Annotated in this window: 16 protein-coding genes; 13 read left to right on the forward strand and 3 right to left on the reverse strand. The window is 74.2% G+C overall.

Features of this window, described 5'->3' with window-relative positions; translation table 11 throughout:
* The first annotated feature begins 2 nt into the window (after positions 1-2).
* The 3 genes from ATJ97_RS18310 (at position 3) to ATJ97_RS18320 (ending at position 2,338) form a co-directional block, all read left to right on the forward strand.
* Positions 3-764 carry a GntR family transcriptional regulator gene (locus ATJ97_RS18310; RefSeq protein ID WP_098484978.1) on the forward strand — a complete coding sequence of 254 codons (762 nt, stop codon included), beginning with the start codon at positions 3-5 and terminating at the stop codon, positions 762-764.
* Between the two features lie 65 nt (positions 765-829).
* Positions 830-1,861, forward strand: coding sequence for an ornithine cyclodeaminase family protein (locus tag ATJ97_RS18315; protein ID WP_211287283.1), 1,032 nt, complete (start codon positions 830-832; stop codon positions 1,859-1,861).
* 138 nt (positions 1,862-1,999) lie between these two features.
* Positions 2,000-2,338 (forward strand): hypothetical protein, encoded by a 339-nt coding sequence (locus ATJ97_RS18320; RefSeq protein WP_098484979.1) that lies wholly within the window; start codon positions 2,000-2,002, stop codon positions 2,336-2,338.
* Between the two features lie 116 nt (positions 2,339-2,454).
* Here ATJ97_RS18320 and ATJ97_RS18325 read toward each other — a convergent pair whose 3' ends face one another.
* Positions 2,455-3,615, reverse strand: coding sequence for a DUF932 domain-containing protein (locus tag ATJ97_RS18325; RefSeq protein ID WP_098484980.1), 1,161 nt, complete (start codon positions 3,613-3,615; stop codon positions 2,455-2,457).
* A 148-nt stretch (positions 3,616-3,763) separates the two neighbouring features.
* On the opposite strand from ATJ97_RS18325, the gene ATJ97_RS18330 reads away from it, so the two are divergent.
* The 5 genes from ATJ97_RS18330 to ATJ97_RS18350 all read left to right on the forward strand — a co-directional run bounded on the left by ATJ97_RS18330 (position 3,764) and on the right by ATJ97_RS18350 (position 9,222).
* Positions 3,764-4,663: a TIGR03619 family F420-dependent LLM class oxidoreductase gene (locus tag ATJ97_RS18330; RefSeq protein WP_098484981.1), complete on the forward strand. Its 900-nt coding sequence runs from the start codon at positions 3,764-3,766 to the stop codon at positions 4,661-4,663.
* A 172-nt stretch (positions 4,664-4,835) separates the two neighbouring features.
* Positions 4,836-5,819, forward strand: a complete 984-nt coding sequence (locus ATJ97_RS18335; RefSeq protein WP_245862721.1) for an ABC transporter ATP-binding protein — start codon at positions 4,836-4,838, stop codon at positions 5,817-5,819.
* A 2-nt stretch (positions 5,820-5,821) separates the two neighbouring features.
* The gene (locus tag ATJ97_RS18340; RefSeq protein ID WP_245862723.1) at positions 5,822-6,988 is read left to right on the forward strand and encodes an ABC transporter permease; all 1,167 of its coding nucleotides are present in this window, start codon (positions 5,822-5,824) and stop codon (positions 6,986-6,988) included.
* Positions 6,985-8,148 carry an ABC transporter permease gene (locus ATJ97_RS18345; RefSeq protein ID WP_245862726.1) on the forward strand — a complete coding sequence of 388 codons (1,164 nt, stop codon included), beginning with the start codon at positions 6,985-6,987 and terminating at the stop codon, positions 8,146-8,148. Before ATJ97_RS18340 ends, ATJ97_RS18345 begins: the two co-directional genes overlap by 4 nt.
* A 135-nt stretch (positions 8,149-8,283) precedes the next feature.
* The gene (locus ATJ97_RS18350; RefSeq protein ID WP_098485597.1) at positions 8,284-9,222 is read left to right on the forward strand and encodes a 5'-3' exonuclease; all 939 of its coding nucleotides are present in this window, start codon (positions 8,284-8,286) and stop codon (positions 9,220-9,222) included.
* On the opposite strand, the gene ATJ97_RS18355 is transcribed toward ATJ97_RS18350, so the two are convergent.
* Entirely contained in the window at positions 9,175-10,002 is an 828-nt protein-coding gene (locus ATJ97_RS18355; RefSeq protein WP_211287284.1) for an IclR family transcriptional regulator, read from the reverse strand. The two genes, ATJ97_RS18350 and ATJ97_RS18355, sit on opposite strands and share 48 nt — an antisense overlap.
* Before the next feature lie 111 nt (positions 10,003-10,113).
* Here ATJ97_RS18355 and ATJ97_RS18360 point away from each other — a divergent pair, with 111 nt between their 5' ends.
* The 5 genes from ATJ97_RS18360 (at position 10,114) to ATJ97_RS18380 (ending at position 15,927) form a co-directional block, all read left to right on the forward strand.
* Positions 10,114-11,382: an FAD-dependent monooxygenase gene (locus ATJ97_RS18360; RefSeq protein ID WP_098484983.1), complete on the forward strand. Its 1,269-nt coding sequence runs from the start codon at positions 10,114-10,116 to the stop codon at positions 11,380-11,382.
* 20 nt (positions 11,383-11,402) lie between these two features.
* Complete coding sequence (locus tag ATJ97_RS18365; protein WP_211287285.1) at positions 11,403-12,518, forward strand: cupin domain-containing protein; 1,116 nt, start codon at positions 11,403-11,405, stop codon at positions 12,516-12,518.
* Positions 12,515-13,378 (forward strand): fumarylacetoacetate hydrolase family protein, encoded by an 864-nt coding sequence (locus tag ATJ97_RS18370; RefSeq protein ID WP_098484984.1) that lies wholly within the window; start codon positions 12,515-12,517, stop codon positions 13,376-13,378. The genes ATJ97_RS18365 and ATJ97_RS18370 overlap by 4 nt, the downstream gene beginning before the upstream one ends.
* Positions 13,375-14,151: a maleylpyruvate isomerase family mycothiol-dependent enzyme gene (locus ATJ97_RS18375; protein ID WP_098484985.1), complete on the forward strand. Its 777-nt coding sequence runs from the start codon at positions 13,375-13,377 to the stop codon at positions 14,149-14,151. The genes ATJ97_RS18370 and ATJ97_RS18375 overlap by 4 nt, the downstream gene beginning before the upstream one ends.
* A gap of 183 nt (positions 14,152-14,334) precedes the next feature.
* Positions 14,335-15,927 (forward strand): molybdopterin-dependent oxidoreductase, encoded by a 1,593-nt coding sequence (locus tag ATJ97_RS18380; RefSeq protein WP_098484986.1) that lies wholly within the window; start codon positions 14,335-14,337, stop codon positions 15,925-15,927.
* A 41-nt stretch (positions 15,928-15,968) separates the two neighbouring features.
* Here the strand turns inward: ATJ97_RS18380 and ATJ97_RS18385 are convergent, their stop codons facing one another.
* Entirely contained in the window at positions 15,969-16,688 is a 720-nt protein-coding gene (locus tag ATJ97_RS18385; RefSeq protein ID WP_098484987.1) for a hypothetical protein, read from the reverse strand.
* Between the last annotated feature and the right edge of the window lie 3 nt (positions 16,689-16,691).

Here is a 16,691-nt window from a genome sequence, read left to right on the forward strand (position 1 = left end):
AGATGAAGCTGACGCGGCCGAGCCTCAAGGATCAGGCTCTCGCCGTCATCCGCCAGGGCATGGTCTCCGGGGAGATCCGCCCCGGGGAGATCCATTCGGCGGCCGGCATGGCCGCGCGGCTCGGCACCTCCAACGGTCCCGTCCGTGAGGCCATGCTCACCCTCGTCGAGCAGGGGATCATGCAGGTCGTGCCCAACGTCGGCTTCCAGGTCACGCGCCTGACCGAGGAGGACCTCGACGAGATCCAGCAGCTCCGGCTCATGCTCGAGGTCCCGGCGATGCGGGTGCTGGGGGAGACCGGCATCGGTGGCCGCGACGCCGAGGTGCGCGCGCACGCCGAGGAGAGCGCGGCCGCCGCTGCAGCCAGGGACGTCGGCCGGTTCCTCACGGCGGACCGGGAGTTCCACCTCTCGCTGCTCGAGCTGGTCGGCAACGGCCGGCTGGTGAAGTTCGTGGCGAACCTGCGCGACCAGACCCGGCTCTACGGTCTGCACCACCTCGCCGAGGAGGGGCAGCTGGAGGCGTCGGCGGCGGAGCACGCGGAACTGCTGGACGCGCTCACCGCCGGGGACGGCGAGCGGGCCGCGCGGATCATGAGCACGCACCTCGAGCACATCCGCGGTGACTGGGCGAGCCCGGTCGCGGAGGGGGACCGCACCGACGGGGGTAACGGCACGCGCGACGGCAGCGGCACCCGCGACGGCAGCGGCACCCGCGAGGGCAACGGCACCCGCGAGGGCAACGGCACCCGCCCGGCACGCTGACCCCCCGCCCGTCCCGCACTCGCGGCACGCTGAGCCCACCTCTGAACAGCTACCGGAAAGGCGTCATGACCCACGTTGCCTCCGACGCGGCCCGCGTCGCCCCCACCACCTTCGCGGGCATGGCTCTGATCTCGGCCGACGACGTCGCACGCACGACGTCCGTCGCCGCCGCCGTCGACGCCCTGGAGGCGGCGCTGCGCGGCGGGCTCGACCCCGAGCGCGATGCGCCCCGCTCCAGGCTGAGCACCGGGACCGGCGAGCTCCTCATCATGCCGTCGACGCTCGGTACCCACTCCGGGATCAAGGTGCTCTCCAGCACGCCCGGCAACCGGGACCTGCCGCTCATCCAGGGCGCGTTTCTCCTCTTCGAGGGGCCGGGACAACGCCCGGCCGCCGTCGTCGACGGCATCGCCCTGACCAACCTGCGCACCCCGGCGGTCTCCGCCCTCGCGGTGCGTCACCTGGCCGCGGAGGACGGTCGGCCCGAGAGGCTGACGGTGTTCGGCACCGGCCCACAGGCGCGCGCCCACGCGCTCGCGATGCTCCAGGTGCGCGACATCGCCGACGTCTCCCTCGTCGGCCGCACCCCTCAGTCGCTGGAACGGCTCGCCGAGGAGATCGCGCGCACCGGGACGCCCGTGCGGACCTACCTCTCCGAGGAGGCGGCCGGGGCAGTCACCGACGCCGACATCATCTGCTGCTGCACCTCCTCGCCCACGCCGCTCTTCGACGGCGCCCTCGTCAAGGACGGCGCCGTCGTCGTCGCGATGGGGTCGCACTTCCCCGACACCCGTGAGGTCGACGACGTCCTCATCTCTCGCTCCACGGTGGTCGTCGAGTCCCGCGCGAGCACGCTGCGTGAGGCGGGCGACGTGGTGCTCCCGATCGCCTCGGGGGTGCTTCGGGAGGAAGAGCTGCTGACCCTTCACGGCGTCGTCACCGGGCGCGCAGTCCCGGTGGGGCCGGGGCCGCGGGTGTTCAAGGGGACCGGGATGCCCTGGGAGGACCTGGTCGTGGCCACCGCCGTCCACCGTGCAGCCGGTGGCACGCCCGCGGCGCCCAGCTCACGCACGGGAGACAGCCGCGACGCGAGCTGATCCGGGCGTTCCGGGCGGGCTGTCCCAGATGGCGAGAAGAACCGCCGAGGGAACGGGGATCATTCGGACAACGCGTGGCGTCCGGAATCGGGTGGGACTAAGGTCCCGAGTCAACGCCCTTCCACCCCAGGAGGTACCATGCGCGAGCCCAGCACCCCCCGCCGCCCCGGCTGGTTCGCCCAGCTCTCACCCGCCCGCAAGGGCTGGCTGCTGCTGGGTGGAGGCCTTCTGGCCACGGCCTTCCTCGCCTCCGCAGGCGTCAACAGCTCCGTGCTGGCCGCCCTGCTCGCGGTGACGATGGGGATCGGTCTGGTGCTCGGACTCGCGCCGATCCTCTCCGCCGGCACACCGTCGACCTCGGCCGGCGCCCTCACGCCGACCCGACCTGTCCCCGCCCGGGTCGGCGCCCGCGCCGGTGCTCGTGCGTTCGCCAAGGTGCCGCCGTCGTGGGAGTACTACGAGACCTTCGGGCGCTGAGCTGGGCCGGCTGACCCGACGCAGCACCGCTGTCAGGGACCCGGCCGGTGGACCGAGGCGGTCGGCCTGTCGGCGCGAGGGCGCGGTCCCTCAGCCGCCCACGACGGGGCGATCTCTCAGCCGCCCACGAGGGCCCGGCCCCTAAGCCGCCCACGAGGGCTCGGTTTCGCTGACACGGTCGACCGTGTGAGCGCCTCCGTCGCCGCGGTCTCCTCGGGCAGCACCCGCTGCAGGGTGTCCCAGACGGCACGGTCCAGCGACGCGTACGTGCCGTCGACGGTGCGGAGCATGTTCCGCTGGGCCCGGGAGGGCCCGCGCATGGGGCTGGAGTGGTGCTCGTAGGTGTTGACCGCCTGGAGCACCGCGTGCGCCGTCCCGGCCCACGGCTCCGCGCGACCGTCGTGCCCGTACAGGTCGTCGATCGCTTCGCGCTTCTGCTCGGCGATCTTCAGCGCCCGCCGCGGCAGGTCCTCGCCGTGGGGCCCCCGCAGCGGCACCCAGGAGTCGAGGAACCGGGACCAGGTCCGGTGATCGACCTCGACCTCGCACAGCCGCCGGACCTCCTCGGCGAAGGTGTCGGCGGTGGAGTGCACGATGGCCAGCGCCTGCCGGGCGGCACCCAGCTTGACGCGTGACCCGCGCGAGTGCCGGATCCTCGCCTGGGGGCCCTGCTCCGCCAGCGCGGCCGCCCGCGTGTTGTCGCAGACGACGTCGGTGACCGTGCGCTTGTAGGTGGTGGCCAGAGAGCCGTCATGGGTGGTCGTCGCCAGCAGGTTGGGCCGGAACTCCACGCCCTCGGGGGTGACGACCGACTCCGGGACGCTGACCTCCACCCACGCGACGGCGCCGTCGCGGAGCAGGCCGGCGGAGCTGATGGTGAGCGTGTCGTCGAGGATGTCCGCGACGGTGCGCAGCAGGTACTCGGTGTACTGGTGCGGCTCGTAAGCCTGGGTGAAGACGCCGAGCACCGCGCCGTCGTCGCGGTCCGACCGGACGATCGCCTGACGCGTCTCGACCGCCACCCATCGGACCGGCCGGCCCGTGGCGTCGAGGTGGGTCATCGTCGCGGCGTCCGCGGGACGTTCGACGGCGACCGGCCGCGACTCGGCCCGCCAGCCGAAGAGCCGCCGGGCGACGTCCTCCACCGGCACCGGGCCGGGGTAGTGGTTCGGCTCCTCGCCCTGCAGCTCGGCCCGGTAGTGCCAGGCCGTGCCCCGCTGGGCGGTGTTGCCGATCAAGGTCTGCGTGTTCAGGGACTGCAGTGTCTCCAGGGTCATGGGTCTCGCCTCCTTGGCCCCAGCCAAGCCCCGGGCGCCCGTACCGTGCCGGCGACCTCCACAGGGCCGGCCGCCGCGGGGCCTGGGGCTGTGGACACGGACCGGGTCGCGCGGCACCATGGCCTCGCCCCGGAGGAGGGAGCGTCCGATGGAGATCGGCTTCGCGCTGCCGGTGTCCGGCGCGTGGGCGACGCCCGGCAACGTCAGCGAGCTGGCCAGACGTGCCGAGGCGCTCGGCTACCGCTCGCTGTGGACGTTCCAGCGTCTCCTCGTCCCCGCCGGGTCCCGGCTGCCGCCCGTCTACACCAGCGTCCTCGACCCCGTCGTCACGCTGGCCCACGCTGCCGCGGTCACCGACCGGGTCCGGCTGGGCACCGCGATCGTGAACATGCCGTTCCAGCCACCGGTGCTCCTGGCCAAGCAGCTCGCGACGCTTGACGTCCTCTCCGGCGGACGCCTCGACGTCGGGCTCGGGCTGGGCTGGCAGCCGGAGGAGTTCACCGCCGCCGGGACCCCTTACGAGCGCCGGGGCGCCCGCGCGGAGGAGTACCTTGCCTGCCTGCGGGCCCTCTGGGGCCCCGACCCGGTGACCTTCAGCGGCCGCCTCTACCAGGTGCCCTCCGCCGTCGTCCTCCCCAAGCCGGTCCAGCAGCCGGCCCCGCCCGTCCTCCTCGGCGGGGCGGCGCCCCGCGCGCTCGAGCGGGTCGGCCGCCTCGCCGACGGGTGGATCAGCGCCAGCCGCGCGGACCTGACGGACCTGGCGACCTCCATCGGCCTCGTCAGGGACAGCGCCCGCACGCACGGGCGCGACCCGCACGCGCTGCGGTTCGTGTGCCGCGGGGTGGTCCGCGGCGTCCCGCGCGACGGGCCGCTGACCGGGAGTCTCGAGGACGTCAGGTCGGACCTCCCGGCGCTGGCGGCCCAGGGTGTCACCGAGCTGTTCGCCGACCTCAACTTCGACCCGGCGATCGGCAGCCCCCGGGCAGACCCGGCAGCCGCCGTGCGCCGGGCGCACGAGGTGCTCGAGGCTCTGGCGCCCGAACGCTGACGACGCGCAGGTCCAAGGTCCCGCGCGGCGCGCCGACCGGACCGGCCCGACGGGAAAACGGTCGGCGAACGCTCAGAACGCCCAGGACCGGTCCGGGCGGTGTGGCACGATGCGACCGGAAGCGGGCGGGGAGGCCCCCGACCACGGATCCTGACAAGGCGGGCGCAGCGACGTGACAGCAACCTCGACCGACCCCTCGCCGTCGCCCGCCGTGCCGTACGGGGACGTGCTGGTGGTGTCGGAGCTCGTCCGCCGCTTCGGGGACCTCACCGCCGTCGACGGCGTCTCCTTCCGCATCGCGCCCGGCGAGACCTACGGGCTGCTCGGCCCCAACGGGGCCGGGAAGACGACCACGATCTCGATGATCTCCGGGCTCATCTCCGCCGACGCGGGCACCGTCACCGTGGCCGGTCAGCCGATGGGGCAGAACCGCACCGACGTCAAACGGCACATCGGCCTCGTGCCGCAGGACCTGGCCATCTACCCCGAGCTCACCGGCCGGGAGAACCTCACCTTCTTCGGCCGGCTGCAGGGCCTGCGCGGCAAGGAGCTGGCCTCCCGCATCGAGACGGTGCTCGACCTCGTCGGGCTGGCGGACCGCGCCAAGGACGCCACCAAGGAGTACTCCGGCGGCATGAAACGCCGGCTCAACATCGGCATCGGCCTGCTCCACCGGCCGACGTTGCTCATCCTCGACGAGCCCACCGTCGGCGTGGACCCGCAGTCGCGCAACGCCATCCTCGAGTCGGTCGAGGCCCTTTCCGTGGAGGGCATGGCGGTCCTGTACACCACGCACTACATGGAGGAGGCGGAGCGCCTCTGCGACCGGATCGCCATCGTCGACTCCGGGAGGATCCAGGCCGAGGGCACCAGGGACGAGCTGATCCGCCTCGTCGGCGGCGTCGACCGCATCCGGCTGAGCGGCAGCGGCGACACCGCCGCGGCCGCCGTGACGCTGCGCTCCCTGCCCGCCGTCGAGCGCGTCGACGTCGACCGCCGCCAGCTGCTCCTGACGGTCCACGACGCGCCCACCGCCGTCGCGGCCGTCGTCACGAGCGCCACGGACGCCGGCATGTCGCTCAGCGACGTCGAGATCACCCGGCCGAACCTCGAGTCGGTCTTCCTCCACCTGACCGGCAAAGGGCTGCGGGACTGACCATGGAGCAGCTGTGGACCATGACGGTCTCCGACCTGCGTCAGCGGGTCCGGGACAGGTCGGTCATCATCTTCGCCGTCGTGGTGCCGCTCGCCCTGATGGTCGTCTTCAACCTCGTCTTCGGCGGCACCGAGGAGCTCGAGCTCGAACCTGTCACCGTGGCCGCCGCCGTCCCGGACGACGACGAGCTCGGCAGGGTGGTCGTGGCGGCCCTCGGCGAGGTCGGTGCCCCCGAGGTCACCGTGCAGGACGTCGACGCGGCCGAGGTGCGCGGGCTCGCCGAGGCGGGCACCGTGCAGCTCGGCATCGTGGTCCCCGAGGGCTTCTCCGAGGCGCTCGCACGGGGCGAGGGGCCGGTGCTGCAGCTCGTCGAGGGAGACGACGCCGGCATCGAGACCGACATCCTCGTCGCCGTCGTCCAGGGCGTGCTCGACCAGCTCGCCGCCGGCACCGCCGCGGCCGCCGCGGCGGGCGAGCTCGGCCTGACCCACGAGCAGGTCGCCACGGTCGCCCGGCAGGCCGCGACCGCCGGACCGGCGGTCACGCTCGCCGAGGGCGAGGCGTCCGACGAGCAGCTCAGCGGCGGCGCCACGCTCGTCGCGGGGCAGGCGGGACTGTTCCTGCTGTTCACCGTGGGTTTCGGGGTCCTGAGTCTCGTGGCCGAGCGCGAGCAGGGGACGCTCGCCCGGCTCCGGTCCATGCCGATGCGCCCCGGGCTGGTGGTGGCCGCGAAGGCGCTGGTGGGGTTCGTGCTCGGCGTCGTCGCCACCACGGTGCTGCTCGTGGCCGGCTCACTGATGTTCGGCGTCAACTTCGGGGCACCGCTCGCCGTCGGCGTGCTCGTCGTCTGCGCGGTGACCGCCGCGACGTCCCTCATGCTGGTCGTCGCCCGCCTGGCGCGCACGGCCGAGCAGGCCAACATCGTCCAGTCCATCCTGGCCATCGCGCTGGGCACGGCGGCCGGGGCCTTCTTCCCGCTGACCGCGACCGGTGTCGTCGGCCAGCTCCTCGACCTCAACCCGGTCGCCGCCTTCATCCGCGGGCTGGGGATCACCTCGGGCGGCGGAGGTCTCGGCGACATCGGCGTCCCGGTCGCCTACATGCTCGGCTTCGCCGTCGTGGTCGTCGCCCTCTCCCGGCTCCTGCCGGACCGGGGGAGGGAGCTGTGAGACCCGTCCTGGCGATCACCGCCGTCGAGCTGCGGCGCTTCCTGCGCGACCGCTCCAACATCTTCTTCGTCTTCATCTTCCCGCTGGTCCTCGTGCTGGTGATCGGCTCCCAGTTCGGCGGGGGCGGGTCTCCCGGGCGGGTCGTCCTGGTGGGGGAGGGCAGCGACCTGCGCACGGCCGTCGTCACCGCGCTCGAGGACGACGGCGTGGCGGTCGCCCTCGCGGCCGCCGACGACGCGCTCGAGCAGGTGGCACGGGGGCGGGCGGACGTCGTCGTCCAGCTCGAGCGGGCGGACGCCGACGCCTTCGCCGCCGGCGGTGACGTCACCCTCGACGTCGTCGCGAGCTCGCAGGCAGGGGCGCCCGCCACCGTCGAACGGGTCCGGACGGCGGTGCAGGCGGTCACCGTGCAGCAGGGCCAGCTCGCCGCGCTGACCGCCGCCGGAGCCGACGAGGCGGCGGCGCAGAGCGCCCTCGGACGCGTGGCGGGCGCGCTCGACGAGCCCCGTCTCGAGGTCGTGGACGTCGACGAGGTGGCGCAGGAGCTGTCCGGCCTCGGTCAGTTCGACGTCGGCGCCGCGTCCCAGGTGCTGCTCTTCGTCTTCCTGATCTCGCTGGCGGGCTCGACCACCCTCATCCAGGCGCGCCGGTACGGTGTGGTCGGGCGCACGCTGACAGCACCGGTCTCGACGACGCAGCTGCTGGCCGGGCAGGCCCTGGGAAGGTTCGTCATCGCCCTGTTCCAGGGCGCCTACATCATGGCCGCGACGGCGCTGCTCTTCGGCGTGGACTGGGGGAACCTGTGGCTGTCCGCGGTGGTGCTGGCGGCGTTCGCGGCGGCCGCGGCCGGCGCCGCGATGCTCCTGGGCTCTCTCCTGGACAACGAGAACGCCGCCGTGGGGGCCGGGATCGGTCTGGGCCTCGTGCTCGCCGCCCTGGGCGGCGGGATGCTGCCGCTCGAGCTCTTCCCCGACTCGCTGCGGGGCGTCTCCCTGGCCACGCCTCACGCGTGGGCGTACGAGGCCTTCGCCGAGATCCAGCGCCACGACGGCACGCTGGCCGATGTCGCGCCCCAGCTCGCGGTCCTGCTGGCCATGGCGGTGGCGCTGCTCGGGATCGGGTCCTGGGCGTTGCGCCGCAGCCTGTCGCGCGCGATGTAGCCGCCGGCGAGGCGTCGCCGGGGCGCGCACGGGGCCGGTGTCGGGGCCGGTGCCGGGCCCGGTGTCGCGCCGGCTGACGTTCGGGGGCCGCGGCGGTCCTTGGGCGAGCCGGGCGCCGGCTGCGAGACTGCCGCCATGCCGACGACGCAGAAGCTGCTCCTCCTCGACTCCGCCTCGCTGTACTTCCGCGCCTACTTCGGCGTGCCGGACAGCATCAAGGCGCCCGACGGGACCCCCGTCAACGCCGTGCGCGGGTTCCTGGACATGATCGCGCAGCTCGTGGGGGACCGGCGGCCCTCCCGCCTGGTCGCCTGCTGGGACGACGACTGGCGGCCCGCTTTCCGGGTCGCTGCCATCCCGTCCTACAAGGAGCACCGGCTCGCGGCCGACGGCGGCGAGGAGGTGCCCGCCGCGCTGACGGCGCAGGTGCCGGTCATCGTCGAGGCGCTGGAGGCGCTCGGCATCGCACGGCTGGGGGCGCCGGGGTACGAGGCGGACGACGTCATCGGAACGCTCGTCGCCCGTGAGGTGGCGGCGGAGGACGGCCGGCGTGCCCAGGTCGAGGTCGTGACGGGGGACCGGGACCTCTTCCAGCTCGTCGACGACGAGGCCGGGGTCAGCGTGCTGTACCCCGTCAAGGGCGTCAAGAACCTGCAGGTGGTGGACCAGGCGGCGCTCCAGGAGCGCTACGGCGTGCCCACCGGCACCGCCTACGCCGACATGGCCACCCTGCGCGGGGACCCGAGCGACGGTCTCCCGGGGGTGCCCGGCGTGGGGGAGAAGACCGCCGCGTCGCTGCTGCGCAAGCACGGCACCCTCGCCGGTGTGCTGGCCGCGGTCGAGGCGGGCGAGGTCAGCGCCTCGCAGCAGGCGAAGTTCCGGTCGGCCTGGGACTACCTCGCCGTCGCCCCGACCGTCGTCCAGGTGGCCCGTGACGCACCGGTCGCCGAGGTGGACGACACGCTGCCGGACACACCCGCGGACCCCGACGCCGTCGTCGCGCTCGCCGAGCGCTGGAACCTCGGGTCATCCATGGCGCGGCTGGTCGACGCCCTCACCCGGGTCGGCGCCTGAGGGACGTCGCGACGCCTCCGCGAGCCACAGCTCCGCGCGCGCCTGCGCGCAGGTCTCCACCAGCACCGAGGTGATCTTCGAGGCGTCCGCACCGGTGAAGCGGGTGGTCGGGACCGCGACCGTCAGCGCTGCGCGGGGCTCGCCCGCGGCCGTGCCCAGCGACGCGCCCAGCGCCGCCACACCGGGCTCGCTCTCCTCCTGGTTGAAGCCGAACCGCTGGGAGCGAACCCGCTCCAGCTCGGCGGAGAGCTCCGCCAGCGTCTTCACGTGCCCGCCCGGCCACGGCCGCAGGCCGCCGGCATGGAGCGTGGCGAGGGCGTCGGGCGAGAGCTCGGCGAGCATCGCCTTGCCGCCGGAGGTCGTGTACGCCGGCATCCGCGTCCCCACCCGCAACCCGACCCGCAGGGTCTGCTCGCTCTCGATGCCGTCGACGAAGCGCACGTCCGCCCCGCTGAGCACCATGAGGTGCACGGTCTCGTCCAGCTCCTCGTAGAGGGTGGCCAGGTACGGCCGCAGCCGCCGGATGATCTCCGGGATCCCGGCCGCCCGCGGGGGCGGCACGACGAGCTCCGGACCCGCTTCGTAGAGACGCTTGTCCCCCTGCACCGCCCAGCCGCGGTGCCCGAGCGTGGACAGCAGCCGGTGCGCGGACGAGGGCGCCACCCCCAGCTCGTGCGCCGCCTCGGTCACGCTCAGCCGCCCCCTGTCGCGCAGCAGGCTCAGCAGCTGGAGGGCACGGTCGACCGCCTCGATGCGGTACGGGTCGCTTTTCTGCACCACGGAATGAGCGTAGCGCGATCTTGCACACAGTGGAAGCGGCGGGCTAGCGTCGGCCCATCATGTGACACCCACCACGGGGTCACCCGAGGACAGTGAGCAAGGAGGCGGACCGTGTCCACGGATCAGGTCATCATCGCCGGCGGCGGCATCGGCGGGCTGGGGGCGGCGCTCATGCTTGCCCGCAAGGGGGTGCGGGTGACGGTGCTGGAACGTGCACCGGAGTTCGCGGAGGTCGGGGCGGGCCTGCAGCTGGCCCCCAACATCACGCGGATGCTCGACGAGGTCGGTGTCCTGGAGAAGATCCTGCCGCTGTCCGTCCAGCCGAAGCGCCTGGTGTTCATGAATGCGGTGACGGGGGAGAAGCTCACCCACCTCGACCTGCTCGACGCCCGGGAGCGGTACGGCGCCCCGTACATCGTGCTGCACCGCAGCGACCTCCTCGACGCCCTCCGCGACGCGGCCGAGGCCGAGCCGAACGTCGTGCTGCGCACCAACCACGAGGTCACCGAGGTCGAGGACGCCGGCGAGCACGTCGTCGTCCGCTGCGCCAACGGTTCCGAGCTGACCGGCCAGCTGCTGGTCGGGGCGGACGGGCTGCACTCGGTGGTCCGCAGGGAGATCGTCGAGGACGAGCCGGTCCCCTCCGGCTACGTGGCCTACCGCGGGGCCGTCCCGGTCGAGGACGTCGACCGCCGGATGGACATGGACGACGTCGTCGTCTGGATGGGCCCGGGCCTGCACCTGGTCCAGTACCCCGTCCGCGCCGGCAAGCTCTACAACCAGGTCGCCGTCTTCCGCAGCCAGGAGTTCCTGGAGGGCAAGGAGGACTGGGGGACCCCGGAGGAGCTCGACCGCACCTACTCCGGCATGTGCGAGGCCGTCCGGGTGGCGATCCCGTCGCTCGGACGCATCAAGCGCTGGCCGATGGCCGACCGCGAGCCGCTGGACACCTGGACGAAGGGGCGCGTCACCCTGCTCGGCGACGCCGCCCACGCCATGCTGCAGTACCTCGCCCAGGGCGCCGGGCAGTCGCTGCTCGACGGCTCGGCGATCTCCACGGCCCTGTCCGGTCTCGGCGAGGGCGAGTGGGTCTCCGACGACGTCGACCGTGCGCTGGCCGCGTACGAGTCCGAGCGCGTGGCCGCGGCCGGCCACGTCCAGTCCACCGCGCGAGTGTGGGGCGACATCTGGCACGTGGACTCGCACGTGCCGATGATCCTGCGCGACGAGGCCTTCCGCCGTCGCGACGTCTACGACTACCACCTCGTGGACTGGCTCTACGGCCCGGTCCGCGACGGTGCGGACGACGCACCGCCGGCTGGCCCCGCGGGCGACCACGTCCCCGCCGAGCCCACCTCCGCCGCCCCCGCCCACGCCTGAGAGACGAAGGAGTCGAGAAGATGACCACGACAGACCAGCCGCTCGAGCACGGCGACGTCGAGAACGCGATGCAGCCCGAGGACACCCCCGAGCTGCGCGAGCTCTACGCCGCGTTCGAGGCCAACCACATGGTCCCGCTGTGGACCCAGCTGGGCGACCTCATGCCGACCCACCCGGCGCCGCGGGCCGTGCCGCACGTGTGGAAGTGGTCGACGCTCTACCCGCTCGCGCAGAAGTCCGGCGACCTGGTGCCGGTCGGCCGCGGGGGTGAGCGGCGCGCCATCGGGCTGGCCAACCCCGGTCTCGGGGGACCGACGTACATCTCCCCGACGCTGTGGGCGGCCATCCAGTACCTCGGTCCCAAGGAGACGGCTCCGGAGCACCGTCACTCCCAGAACGCCTTCCGCTTCGTCGTGGAGGGCGAGGGGGTGTGGACCGTCGTGAACGGCGACCCGGTGCGCATGTCACGCGGTGACCTGCTGCTGACCCCGGGCTGGAACTTCCACGGTCACCACAACGAGACGGACCGGCCGATGGCCTGGATCGACGGCCTGGACATCCCGTTCTCCTACACGAACGACGTCGGCTTCTTCGAGTTCGGCTCCGAGCGCGTGACGGACTACGCGACGCCGAACTTCTCCCGCGGCGAGCGCCTGTGGTGCCACCCCGGCCTGCGTCCGCTCTCCGGCCTGCAGAACACCGTGTCCTCGCCCATCGGCGCTTACCGGTGGGAGCACACCGACCGCGCGCTGACCGAGCAGCTGCTGCTGGAGGAGGAGGGGCAGCCGGCGACCGTCGAGCAGGGCCACGCGGCCGTGCGCTACGTCAACCCCACCACCGGCGGTGACGTCATGCCGACCATCCGGGCGGAGTTCCACCGCCTGCGCGCGGGCACCGCCACGGCGACGCGGCGCGAGGTCGGCTCGACCGTCTTCCAGGTCTTCGAGGGCTCCGGCTCCGTCGCCATGGACGGCACCGAGCACCAGCTCGAGATCGGCGACATGTTCGTGATCCCGTCCTGGGTCTCCTGGTCGCTGCAGGCCGACACCCAGTTCGACCTGTTCCGTTTCTCCGACGCGCCGATCATGGAGCGTCTGCACTTCAACCGCACGTACATCGAGGGAGCCGACCGATGAAGCTGACCACCCTGCGCACCGCCTCCGGGACCGTTGCCGCCCGAGTCGACGGTGTGAAGGCCGTCGAGCTGACGGGCTTCACCGACGTCGCCGACCTCCTGCGCCGCGGCGACCTGACCGCCGTCGCGGGGGCCACGGGCCCCGAGCACGACCTGGCGACGGCGGACCTCGCCCCCGTGGTGACCACGCCCGGCAAGATCGTGTGCGTCGGCCTGAACTACCGCAACCACATCCTCGAGATGGGGCGGGAGCTGCCCGAGTACCCGACGCTGTTCACCAAGTTCCCCGAGTCCCTCATCGGCCCGCGCGAGCCGATCCAGGTGCCGCCGGAGTCGGACAAGATCGACTGGGAGGGCGAGCTCGCCGTCGTCGTCGGGAAGAGCGTGCGCCGGGCCGACGCCGCCCAGGCGGAGGCTGCGATCGCCGGCTACACGATCATGAACGACATCACCATGCGCGACTACCAGTACCGCAGCCCGCAGTGGTTCCAGGGCAAGGCGTGGGAGAGCTCCACCCCGCTGGGCCCGGTGCTCGTCACCCCGGACGAGCTGCCCGCCGACGCCGAGCTCGTCACCCGCCTGGACGGGGAGGAGATGCAGCGCACCCGCATCGACGACCTCGTCTTCGACGCCGTCGCGCTCGTGCGGTACATCTCGACCATCTTCACCCTCAACCCCGGCGACGTCATCGCCACCGGCACGCCGGGCGGCGTGGGGCACGCGCGCAAGCCTGGCCGGTACATCAGCCCCGGCCAGACCGTGTCCGTCTCCATCGACGGCATCGGTGAGGTGGTGAACGTCGCGGTGGCGGAGAACGTCGCCGGGGCCGCCGAGAAGTCCCCGGCCACGGTGGGCGCATGAGCACCTCGCTCGAGGAGGCCCGTGAGGAGCTCCGGCGACGCCAGGGCGCCGGGGCGCGGTACGACTCCGCGAACGCGCCCGCCCGCGAGCTGGCCTGGGCGCGGACCGGGACGGCGTACTTCGCGCGCAAGCTGAACGAGCTGACCGACGAGGAGCTCGACGGCCCCAGCCTGCTGCCCGGGTGGACCCGGGCGGCGCTGGTGGCGCACGTGGGGTACAACGCACGGGCGCTGACCCGGCTGTGCGAGTGGGCGCGCACCGGCGTGGAGACGCCCATGTACTCCTCCACCGCGCAGCGCAACGCCGAGATCGACCGGGGGGCGACCCTGCCCGCCCGGGCGCTGCGCAACCTGTTCGCCCACGCCGAGGTGCACCTGAACGTCGAGTGGCGCGACCTCACCGACGAGCAGTGGGACCACGAGGTCCGCACCGCGCAGGGGCGGACCGTGCCGGCCCGGGAGACTGCCTGGATGCGCGCCCGCGAGGTCTGGGTCCACGCCGTGGACCTGGACAACGGCGGCTCCTTCCGGGACTTTCCGCCGGAGCTGCTCGACGAGCTCCTCGCCGACGTCCTGCGGGCGTGGGCGCGGCGCGAGGAGAAGGTCGACCTCGTCCTTGCCGCCACCGACCGCGAGACGGTCACGCTCGGTGCGGGCGCCGGCCCGACCGTCAGCGGCACCACGGCGGACCTCGTCCGCTGGCTCACCGGCCGGGGCGCGCGCCGCCTCAGCAGCAGCACCGGCGAGCTGCCGGAGATCCCGCGCTGGTTCTGACGACCCTGCGCTGGTTCTGACGACCCTGCGCTGGTTCTGACGACCCTGTGCTGGTTCTGACGACCCCGCGCCCGGTTCGCCCCGCCGACGGCGGCCCGTCACCGCGACGGGCCGCCGCTCGCGGCTCGCGCCCGGCCTGTCAGGCCCGCCGAGGCGGGACGTACGGCGTCTACGCTTGGCGGCATGGCCGGCCGCGCTGCCGCGGGGCTCGTGGGCGTCGTCGTCACGGGCGCCTCCGTCGCGCTGGCCGAGATCCTCGTGCGGGTCGCCGGCAGCGGTCCCGGCCCGGTCGAGGCCGTCGCCGAGGCGTTCATCGACCGCACCCCGCCCTGGCTCAAGGACCAGGCCATCGCCTGGTTCGGCACCGGCGACAAGGCGGCGCTCGGGGTCGGCATCGTCCTCGTCCTGACCGTCCTCGCGGTGGTCGCCGGGCTCGCCGAGCGGACCGAGCGATGGCGCGGCTCCGGCGTGCTGGGCCTCCTGGGCCTCCTGGCCGCGGCAGCCACCCTGAGCCGGCCCGACGGCGGATGGGGCGCCGTCTGGCCCGTGGCGGCCTCCACGGCGGCCGGTGCGCTCGCACTTCCCGCGCTGGTGCCGAGGCCCGCCGAGGTGGCGGTGCGACCGGGGCCGGCGGCGCGACCGGAGCCGGCGGTGCGACCGGAGCCGGCGGCGCGACCAAGGTCGGCCGATCGACCGGGGTCGCCGACGCCGGGCCGGCCGCTCGACCGGCGCCGCCTGCTGATCGGTGCCGGAGCGGTCGCGGGCGTCGCCCTGGCCGGGGCGACGGTGGCCCGGGTGGCCGGCGTCCGGGCGCCGTCGCCGCGCCTGGCCCTGCCCGCGCCGGCGAGCCCGGCGCCGCCGCTCCCCGCCGGCGCCGACCTGCGCGTCCACGGCCTCACGCCGTTCCGCACCCCGGACGAGACGTTCTACCGCATCGACACCGCCTTCGTCGTGCCGCGCGTGGACCCGGCCGCGTGGCGTCTGCGGGTGCACGGGCTGGTGGAGCGCGAGGTGGTCCTGACCCTCGACGACCTGCTCGCCGAGGACCTCGTCGAGGCGTGGGTGACCCTGTGCTGCGTGTCGAACGACGTGGGCGGGGACCTGGTCGGCAACGCGCTCTGGCTGGGCCTGCCGGTCCGGGAGGTCCTCGCCCGGGCGGGCCCGTCGCCGGAGGCCGACATGGTGCTCTCCCGCAGCGTCGACGGGTTCACGGCCTCCACCCCGCTCGAGGTGCTGACCGACTCCCGCGACGCGCTGCTGGCGGTCGCGATGAACGGCACCGAGCTGCCCCCGGAGCACGGCTACCCGGTGCGGCTCGTGGTGCCCGGGCTGTACGGCTTCGTCTCCGCCACCAAGTGGGTGAGCGAGCTGAAGGTGACGCGCTTCGCCGACGACGTCGCGTACTGGACCACCCGCGGCTGGTCGGCCAGGGCGCCGGTGAAGATCGCCTCGCGCATCGACGTCCCGCGTGGTGGCCGCCCGCTGCGCGCGGGCGAGGTGGTGGTGGCCGGTGTGGCCTGGGCACAGCACACCGGCATCGGGAAGGTCGAGGTGCGGGTCGACGGCGGCGACTGGCACGCCGCCGAGCTCGCGGACCAGGTGAGCGTGGACACCTGGCGGCAGTGGCTCTACCGCTGGGACGCCCCTGCCGGCGACCACGCGCTCGAGGTGCGGGCCACCGGCCTCGACGGCGTCGTCCAGACCAGCCAGCACCGGCCGCCGGCGCCGGACGGCGCGACCGGGCTGCACCGGGTCGAGGTGCGGGTGGCGGCATAGGGCGGGACGGTGGCGCAGTGCTCAGGTACCGGCGCCGCTGCTCAGGTGCCCGCGTGGAGCAGGGGAGCCAGCGCCCCGCACACCGCGCCGAGCACGGCCCCCGCCAGGGCGCCCGTCGCCGTGCCCAGCAGGGCGACGGAGCCGGTCGGCCAGCTGGCCGGGGCGGCCTGGGCGCCGGCAAAGACCACCACCATCGCGGGGGTCCACGCAGCGGCGCTGACGCCGACCCAGCGCCACGGGCGGGCGACGTCGCGCGCCTGCGCGGTGAGCGGTCCGGAGGCGGTCGCCGCGCCTGGCCGAACTGCCGTCGCCGCGCCCCGCTGATCGACGGGTGCCGTCGTCGGGCGCAGGACCGCGGCCTGGGCCGTGCCCAGCACCGCGCCCATGACCAGGCCCAGCCCGGCCGCCCCGCCGAGCACCACGGCCAGGGGTGGGCCGGCTGCGCCGTCGTCCGTGGCGAGGACGGACGGGGCGCTGGCGGCGGCCCAGCCGAGACCGGCGACGGCCACGGTCACCGCGACGAACCGGCCCACCCGCAGGCCGCGCACCAGCGGACGCAGGGCCGCGGCCTGGGCCAGTCCGATCGCCGTGCCCTCGACCAGGCCACCCAGGACGACGACGCCCCAGGCGCCCGCGGCGCCGGTCGGGCCGTGCGCCAGGGAGGCACCCACGCGGGCGGCCGTGGCGGCCGCGGTCATCCCGACGGCCTCGGCAGCGGCGCACAGACCGACCCAGCGCAGCAGCCCGCCGGGGTGGCTCACGGG

Origin of the sequence: Georgenia soli (genome assembly GCF_002563695.1) — a bacterium.
Taxonomy (GTDB): domain Bacteria; phylum Actinomycetota; class Actinomycetes; order Actinomycetales; family Actinomycetaceae; genus Georgenia; species Georgenia soli.